Here is a 6242-nt window from a genome sequence, read left to right as displayed (position 1 = left end):
TGTCCGTTTCACACCTTGTCCCATCGGGTTCTCCATTTATTGGGGGGAAAGGTGTAAACCATATTCAGGACGGGACATACAGCTAAAAAAAGGCCACTCGATGAGTGGCCGAAAAGGGGAAATCAGGGAGCATTTCATAACTTGTTGCACAACTACAGATAGGTATTGTTGCGCTGACGACGGTGGCTGATGAGCCAACAGACTGCCAGCGCGACCAGCAGCCAGGGGGCCAACTTGACGATCAGGGCAAGCATGCCGCTCAGCAGCCCCAGTAGTACAAACACGCCGCTGACCAGCAGCATGGCCACCAGGGTAAAGCCGGTCAGCGCCATGACCAGCAACACTCCCAGCAAGATGAAAAATTCCAGCATAACTTGCTCCTTACGGGCTCTCTGTGCCGCCGGGCTGCCTTGCGGTCAATCCAGCCAGCGTTTCAATTCATAACGGGGCGGCATCACCAGCACCGCCAGCAGATAGGCAGCCAGTGCCAGCGGTGGCACCAGGATCAGGGCGAGCAGGGCTACCACTCGCACCGTCACTCTGGAGATCCCCAGCCGTTGGGCAATGCCGGCGCAAACGCCAGTCAGCTTGCGATGGACAAGATCCTTGGGCCAGGGAGTCATGGTTATACCTCCACCTTCTGCCCCTTGAGACGGGCCAGCTCGCGCTCTATCTCGTCATTGAGCTCCAGCTCGCGGAACTGGGCCTCCAGCGAGGGATTCTGCCCCAAAATGGCCGCCTCCAGCTGGGCTTCCAGCTGATCGACCCGGCCTTGAAAACCGTCAAAGCGCGCCATCAGCTCATGCATGCGCTGGTTGTCCACCTGAGCGCGAGCACGAATGCGGCTGTGGGCCGTCTGCTCGCGCAGGGTCAGCAGTTTCTGCTTCTCCCGCGCCTCGGTCAGCTTGGCTGCCAGTCGCTCGCTGTCGGCGGTAAGCTGGGCCAGCACCTCGGCCACCCGGGCCTTGTCCTGTTCCAGCTGTTCACATTTCCTGGCCTCCGCCAGCTTCTCGGTGAGGGCGGCACGGGCCAGATCCTCACGGCCTTTCTGGATGGCGAGCTCGGCCTTGGCCGACCACTCCAGGATCTGCGCCTGCAACCCCTGCTGGTGACGCTCCAGCTGTTTCTGTTCAGCAATCACGCGGGCGGCCTGGGTACGCATCTCGACCTGCACCTGCTCCATCTCTTCGATCATCAGGCGCAGCATCTTCTCCGGCTCTTCACTCTTGTCGAGCAGGCTGTGCAGGTTGGCATTTATCACGTCGGTCAGGCGGCTGAATACGCTCATGGTCTGGCTCCTTGTTGATGGGATTGCTATCTCTTCCCATTGCATTACAAGAGCCGTGCCAAGAAAAATTATTGTTGTTTTACATATAGATGGGAATTTACCGAGGAAATTCAAGAAGGGTTTATTGGTGAAAATAGCCAACCAGGTGGTGATTTTTACCAATAAAAAAGGGAGCCTGAGGCTCCCTTGTCGATTCATCTGCGATATCTAGTCAAGCTGCGTGGCTGTGGCCCAGCTTGCTGTCCAATTCGGCCAGCTTGGCCTCCATCCTGGCACGGCACACTTCGGAGAGCTCGCGAATGCCAGCGGCACCGTGCTCCTTGCTGCAGACCGGTGCCATCACTTCCACCAGCACTTCGCCGTTGTCCCAACGATTGAGGTCGATCTGACCGAAGTAGCTGGAGCAGACGATGGGCACCACGGGCACTTCAGCCTGTACCGCAGTGTGGAAAGCGCCCGCCTTGAATGGCAGCAGGCCACGCCCCTTGGAGCGGGTCCCTTCCGGGAACATCCAGATGGAGGTGCCGCGATTCTTGATGCGATCCACCACCTGACCTATGGTGCCGATGGCACGGGAGCGGTTGGAGCGGTCGATCAGCACGTTGCCGGATAGCCAGAAGATAAGGCCGAAGAAGGGGAGCCACAGCAGGCTCTTCTTGCCCACCGCCACCACACCGGGCTGCACCGCACCGGTCACGGTGAAGATGTCGAAGTTGCTCTGGTGGTTGCAGACGTAGACCGCCGGGCCGACCGATTTCACCTCGTCGGCCACCGTCACCTTGACTCGCAACCCGATCAGCGGGCAGACCGCGTGATACATGCGAGCGAAGACATAGACGTTGTTGGGATGGCGCGGACGAACCAGACAGAGCAGCAGGCCGAACAGGAACCAGAAAATGAGCAGCAGACCAAGCAGCAGCACACGGGCAATTTTGAGCATCGAACACCTCGAGTTTTAACTCGGCGCAGTATACTGATCCCCCTTTTAGCGAACAAGCGTTCGCCAAACAGAACCGACCAGACTTACCTGCTCTGTCACCCAGGCGATCAGTCATAACGAGCGCGGTAACTTGCCCCTCCAGACATAGCTCGCTAGGATGGCCCCATCTTGATGGACGGGGCGAACATGATTTTGCAACAACGGATAGCGAAACATCTCCTGCTGCTGGTCTGCCTGCTGCTGCTCAATTGTGCGGCCCAGCCGCTGGCCCGGCTTGCCCTGCTCGATCAGGCGCTCAGCTGTCAGGCGCTACCCGTTCAGAACTCGACAACGGATCTGGGGGATGCCAAACCGGCCAGCCCGCAGCCAGGCAGTTGCCAGCTCAACGGCAAGTGGCTGAGCGCCGCCCCCCTGCTCTGCATCGAACAGCTCTTCTTTGCCGTGGCGGTGCTGATCGCCCTGCTGGCCCCCCTTTGGCGCTACACACCGCCACTACCCCCACCCAGAGTCATCTCGCCACCCGAACGGCGTCTGCATCTCACCCTCTGCATCTGGCGGGAATGATTCCGGCTCTTTGCCATTGGTCATGACTCATGTTTGCGAGACCATCGCCGCCTTCTTGCACCAACGGGGCACGACTGCGGCGTACTGAAAACAGATTTACGGCATGGCGTTGTTGCAGGGGAATACCTTGCTGCCCCGGCGCAACCACGACGACTGCCGACTAGCTTGCACAAGGCTGGCCACTTCAGGCTGGCACTACCCGATTTTAAGGAGTATCCATGAAACCGACTCTGAGCGCCCTGCCCCTGCTGGCCTCTCTCTGCGCACCCCTGCTGGCTCCGACCCTACACGCGGCCCCCTTCACCCCTGAACAGGAAGCACGCATCAAGGAGCTGATCCGCGAGACTCTGATCGCCAACCCCAAGATCCTCGACGAGGCGGCCGAGTCCTGGGAGAAGCAGAATGCCGCAGCCCAGGAGGCCCAGCTTGGCAACTTCATCAAGGGCAACAAGGATGTGCTGTTCAACAGCGCTACCAGCCCGCGCCTGGGTGCCAAAAACCCCAAGCTGACGCTGGTGCTGTTTACCGACTACAACTGCCCCTACTGCAAGCAGTTCGATCCCCAGCTGACCAGGCTGCTCAAGGCCTATCCGAATGATCTGGGGCTGGTGATCAAATTGCTGCCGTTCAAGGGGCAGAGCTCCGCCAAGGCAGCCCAGTACAGCCTGACCCTGTGGCAACAGGATCCCGCCCGCTTCTTCGCCCTGCACGACAAGCTGATGAGCAAGCAGGGGATGCTGACCGAGGCGGACATCAACAAGGCGCTGGCGGCCACCGGCAATGTGGCACTCAAACCGGAGGGTAAAGCCACCGAGGAGCTGCGCAACAGCCTGCGCATTGGCACCCTGCTGGGTGTACAGGGCACACCGGCGACCCTGATCGGCAACCAGCTGGTGTCGGGCGCCATCCCCTATGAGGAGCTGGAGCAGCTGGTGAAGGCCGAGCTGGCCAGGCAGAGCTAAGGTCGGGGTCGCCCGCAGGGGCAGGAAGCGCTCGCACTGCGGCAATGGTGAGCCCTCAGGTCACCCCGTCTCCATGCAAAGAGCCCGGTATCACTACCGGGCTCTTTTTTCAGGAAGGAAAGGTGACAAACCAGCTCTATTGGGCGGGCGCCATCATCCCCTGCCCGAGCCGCCCTCTGGCACTGGTACGCTCGGCTTCGTCAAGCACACCATCTCCGTTCTTGTCCATTTGGGTAAAGAGGGCCTCATGATGCGCCATGAACTGTTCCCTGGTCGTGTCCTGCATCGGCCTCATGTTGCCCATATTCCCCATCTTGCCAGGCATGGCCTTGCCTGACTGCTGCATTGCCTCGTGCATCTTGGCCATGGCTGCCTCTCTCTCGGCAATCGAGAGGGTGCCATCCTTGTCACTGTCCTGCCGGGTGAAACGCTGCTCGGCTCTTTCCATAAACTGTGCCTTGGTAATGTCCCCCTTGATGAACATCAAGGGCTCATCGATGCTCTCATCGGCAGCGATGGCGAAACCGCCAAGCAGCACCATAGGCAGAAGATAAAATTTGAGCATGGCTGTCCATTCCTTAGTAAGGGTCTCGGTACGGCCGAGGCCAACTGACGATCGCCAAGATAATCCCCGGCGCCTCCTGTAGTGTAGTCCCTGGACTATTCCCGACAGGGAGACAGATCCCAAGGTGCCCCGTCAAGCTTTTCTGCCAGTGACCTTGCGTCCTATTCATGGCGATGGCGGGAGGTTTCCGTTAAAATGACGGGTTTTTGCCGTGCCTGATTTGCCAATCCCCACCATCAGGCACTCGCAGCGTGAATCCTATGATGCCAGTGATGCAGGATCTGCCATGAACAACTACTTTCGGGTGCTGGGCGTCAAGTCCAACGCCAGCGAAAACGACATCAAGAAAGCCTATCGTCGGCTGTCGAACCAGTACCACCCCGACAAGCTGCACGGGGCCAGTGAAGAAGAGAAAGAGCAGGCAGCCATCAAGCTGCACCAGGTAAAGCAGGCCTATGAAGTGCTGTCCGATCCGAAACAGCGGGCCGCCTTTATCAAGGATTTCAACAACGTCATCGTGACCGACCCCGCCTCCGCCATGCAGGAGATGTGGGATCAGTTCTACCCCTGAAACAGCAGGCAGAAAGAGCAACTATGCAAAAGAGATGGGACCAGGCGCGGCTCAAGGCGCTGCAAAGCGATGCCAGCGAAAACATCGAATCCTACCGGGATCAGGACGACCCCAAGGGGCTGGAACAGTTCACCGACCAGATGAAGAGCCTGCTGCTGGCCGATATGAGCATGCTGGAGTTTATGCCCGAGTATCTGCCGCTGGCCCTCTATGGCCGGGTGCAGTTCCCGGTCAAGGCCAAGTCGCAGTGGAACAAGTGGCTCGCCAGCGGCGAGCAGCCAAGCTGGGACGAGTTCAAGGTGAGCGTCGGCTTCAACAACGCCGCCCTGCCGCTGGTCAAGGCGGTGCGGGCCCAGAGCGAAGATCAGCTGATGGAAGCCTGCGCCGTGCTGTTCCTGCTCGACAACCCGCTACCGCGCGGTAGCCACCGCGCCGATGACGACTATGAGCTGCGCGACGAAGAAGATGAAGACGGGGAAGATGCCGACGCCGACTACCATGGCGGCAGTGACCGCTATGGTGATGACGACGGCGATCAGGATATGTACGACGAAGTCCGTTTCTAATTGGGGCAAGGCATGAGCAACAGTCTGATAGAAATTACCGCCATCGAGATCAAAGAGCTGGCCGTTATCGAGCCGAAGCAGGCCAGCGAGAAGTTCGAGCTGATCGCCAAGACCATGTCTGACGACCAGCTGGCAGAAGTGATTGAAAACATTGATATCGTTACCCTGACCCAGATTAACGGCCAGCACGATATCTCCTTCCCCTCCATCATCTCCGAGCTGATGACCCCGGAGCGGATCCGCGACATCGTCTGCCAGCAGCCGCTCTATTGGGAAGAGGCGATCAAGAACAACGCCGACGAGCTGCAACAGCACACCTTCGACTTCCTCAACTACCTGATCCGCACCCAGGATAGCGAAGCCAAGCAGCGCGAGATCCTCGAGTGCGTGGCCGAAGATCCGGCCGGTCTCTTCTACCTCGCCATCCCCTTTATCGAGTTCTATCGCGGCGATCGCTATGAAGAGGACGAAGGCTATCGCGACGTGCTGCACGCCGAAGAGGAAGATCTCGAAGAGTCCCTGCGCTACAGCGAGCGCCAGCAGAGCGAGGATGTCCACGACTACGCGCTGGATGACCCGCGCAGCCTCTTGATGCTTATTCGCGAGCTGGCCCCCGAGGTGGAGAAAGCCATCAAGGCGCTGCTGCGCAACGAGCACTCAACCTGGGACGGCATCATCAACAAGTTTGCCGCCGAGCTGGTGATGCAGGCCAAAGAGAAGAACAAGGTCGAGGAAGACGAGTACGGCGACGTCGACGACATGTTCAGCTTTCTGGATTAAGGAGCC

10 protein-coding genes are annotated in these 6242 nt (G+C 59.1%); 5 read left to right on the top strand and 5 right to left on the bottom strand.

Translation table 11 applies throughout. The annotated features are described in order from the left end of the window. Positions 1–152: 152 nt before the first annotated feature. The 4 genes from pspG to G5533_RS18310 all read right to left on the bottom strand — a co-directional run bounded on the left by pspG (position 153) and on the right by G5533_RS18310 (position 2228). Complete coding sequence (pspG, locus tag G5533_RS18325; protein ID WP_216952098.1) at positions 153–371, bottom strand: envelope stress response protein PspG; 219 nt, start codon at positions 369–371, stop codon at positions 153–155. 45 nt (positions 372–416) lie between these two features. Further along, positions 417–623: a PspC domain-containing protein gene (locus tag G5533_RS18320; protein ID WP_124241612.1), complete on the bottom strand. Its 207-nt coding sequence runs from the start codon at positions 621–623 to the stop codon at positions 417–419. A 2-nt stretch (positions 624–625) separates the two neighbouring features. Then, positions 626–1288 carry a phage shock protein PspA gene (pspA, locus tag G5533_RS18315; protein WP_216979527.1) on the bottom strand — a complete coding sequence of 221 codons (663 nt, stop codon included), beginning with the start codon at positions 1286–1288 and terminating at the stop codon, positions 626–628. 211 nt (positions 1289–1499) lie between these two features. Continuing rightward, entirely contained in the window at positions 1500–2228 is a 729-nt protein-coding gene (locus tag G5533_RS18310; protein WP_421172394.1) for a 1-acylglycerol-3-phosphate O-acyltransferase, read from the bottom strand. A gap of 186 nt (positions 2229–2414) precedes the next feature. On the opposite strand from G5533_RS18310, the gene G5533_RS18305 reads away from it, so the two are divergent. Both G5533_RS18305 and G5533_RS18300 read left to right on the top strand, forming a co-directional pair. Then, positions 2415–2792, top strand: coding sequence for a hypothetical protein (locus G5533_RS18305; protein ID WP_421212948.1), 378 nt, complete (start codon positions 2415–2417; stop codon positions 2790–2792). Between the two features lie 218 nt (positions 2793–3010). After that, positions 3011–3754 (top strand): DsbA family protein, encoded by a 744-nt coding sequence (locus G5533_RS18300; protein WP_421172396.1) that lies wholly within the window; start codon positions 3011–3013, stop codon positions 3752–3754. A gap of 136 nt (positions 3755–3890) precedes the next feature. On the opposite strand, the gene G5533_RS18295 is transcribed toward G5533_RS18300, so the two are convergent. Then, complete coding sequence (locus tag G5533_RS18295) at positions 3891–4319, bottom strand: EF-hand domain-containing protein (RefSeq protein WP_216952102.1); 429 nt, start codon at positions 4317–4319, stop codon at positions 3891–3893. Between the two features lie 286 nt (positions 4320–4605). Here G5533_RS18295 and atcJ point away from each other — a divergent pair, with 286 nt between their 5' ends. Genes atcJ through atcB form a run of 3 tightly spaced genes read left to right on the top strand, consistent with a single transcriptional unit; the run spans position 4606 to position 6236 of the window. Next, entirely contained in the window at positions 4606–4890 is a 285-nt protein-coding gene (gene atcJ / locus G5533_RS18290) for a cold adaptation protein ActJcold adaptation protein ActJ (protein ID WP_005343121.1), read from the top strand. A 23-nt stretch (positions 4891–4913) separates the two neighbouring features. Next, positions 4914–5456: a cold adaptation protein AtcA gene (gene atcA, locus G5533_RS18285; protein ID WP_421250980.1), complete on the top strand. Its 543-nt coding sequence runs from the start codon at positions 4914–4916 to the stop codon at positions 5454–5456. A 12-nt stretch (positions 5457–5468) separates the two neighbouring features. Then, on the top strand, positions 5469–6236 hold the full coding sequence (gene atcB, locus G5533_RS18280) for a cold adaptation protein AtcB (RefSeq protein ID WP_005335887.1): 768 nt from the start codon (positions 5469–5471) through the stop codon (positions 6234–6236). The last annotated feature ends 6 nt before the right edge of the window (positions 6237–6242 follow it).

The organism is Aeromonas sp. A600620 (assembly GCF_029479985.1).
GTDB lineage: Bacteria > Pseudomonadota > Gammaproteobacteria > Enterobacterales > Aeromonadaceae > Aeromonas > Aeromonas veronii_A.
This window is presented reverse-complemented; position numbering and strand designations above follow the sequence as displayed.